Genomic DNA, 1,205 nt, shown 5'->3' with positions numbered 1-1,205 from the left:
CGCATGGCGATGTCCCGAGAGGGGCGATCCGGGATAGATACGGATCGGCTTGATGCCCACTCTTCGAAGCCAATCTTGCATCGCTTCTGCCGCGAACTCGGGTCCGTTGTCCGATCTGATGTACTGCGGAGTGCCGTGCTTTACGAGGAGTGGATAAAGTGCTTCGAGAACGTCGTCCGCTCCCATCTTGGTGCGTACCGTCACCGCCAACGCCTGCCTCGTGAACTCATCCAGAACAATCAGCATCTTGTAGCCGCGGCCATTGCTGAGCTTGTCGTAGACGAAGTCTCCACTCGGCAGATTGCTTCGCAATCGCCTGACGAGCAGTGGACTGCCCAGACGTGGTTCGGATGCGTGCGCCTGAGCCGGATGATCGAACTTTACTTGAAGTAGAGCCGCTTGCGCTTTTTGTGGCGTTGCGGGAGCTGTAGCCCTTCCTAGCGCCACTCCACCATTATCCTCGGACCAATGGCGGACAAGGTCTCGTCGCTCGACCTTCTTGTGGTTCACCCTCCAGCCTTTAACATGAAGCAGTTCGGTGATCTTGCGGTACCCTTATCGACCGTATTGCTTCGCCAGCCGGACGATTGCCAATCGCAATTCTTCGTCATCTCTTTTTGCCGACCGGTACTGCAGGGAGCTCCGCGCCAGACCGATCACCCGGCGCGTCCGTCGCTGAGACGTCGCGAGCTTCTGGCGTGTGTGAATGACGGCCTGACGGAGCTCCTCTGTGGTCTCCCTCTCGTGACATTGCTGTCGCAATGCACTGCCGGTCAGCGGGACCCTGGGCTTTAGGTGGTTCAGACTTTCCCTGAGGATGAGCTTGTCCAGTTCAAGCTCAGCATTCGCCTATTGTCCTCGGACCAATGGCGGACAAAGGGCTCATTCTTCTTCAACCGCGCGTTGTTCCGCCTGACAAACGATCCCCCGGATCGTTTGCTTAATCGGCTCCAATTCTCCAAGCTCTTCAGCTCAGACAACTGCGCACGTCCCATCCCGCCAAAACGCTTGCGCCAGTTGTAATACGTCGCATCGCTGATCCCAACACTGCGGCATGCCGAAGCCACGTCATCGCCCGCAGCCAGCTTCAGCTCGATCTCACGCAGCAGCTTCAAGATGTCTTCGTCTGAATGTCGCTTCCTCGCCATGCCAAATCCCCATCTCGCGGCCAATATACTGGCCCAGTTCTAAGGGGGAAGGACAAT

Annotated in this window: 2 protein-coding genes; both read right to left on the bottom strand. The window is 57.4% G+C overall.

The window, feature by feature from the left end; translation table 11 throughout:
• Window positions 1-510: DDE-type integrase/transposase/recombinase (locus FD715_RS22550; protein WP_189799509.1), on the bottom strand; the 510-nt coding region annotated here is incomplete at its 3' end.
• A gap of 290 nt (window positions 511-800) precedes the next feature.
• The gene (locus tag FD715_RS15360) at window positions 801-1,148 is read right to left on the bottom strand and encodes a transposase (protein WP_147111608.1); all 348 of its coding nucleotides are present in this window, start codon (window positions 1,146-1,148) and stop codon (window positions 801-803) included.
• Window positions 1,149-1,205: the final 57 nt, after the last annotated feature.

The organism is Tateyamaria sp. syn59, from assembly GCF_007995245.1.
Lineage (GTDB): Bacteria > Pseudomonadota > Alphaproteobacteria > Rhodobacterales > Rhodobacteraceae > Tateyamaria.
This window is presented reverse-complemented; position numbering and strand designations above follow the sequence as displayed.

Excerpts from the sequence above, each read along its gene's own strand:
- FD715_RS15360 (WP_147111608.1), bottom strand. The coding sequence starts at position 1,148 with ATGGCGAGGAAGCGACATTCAGACGAAGACATCTTGAAGCTGCTGCGT.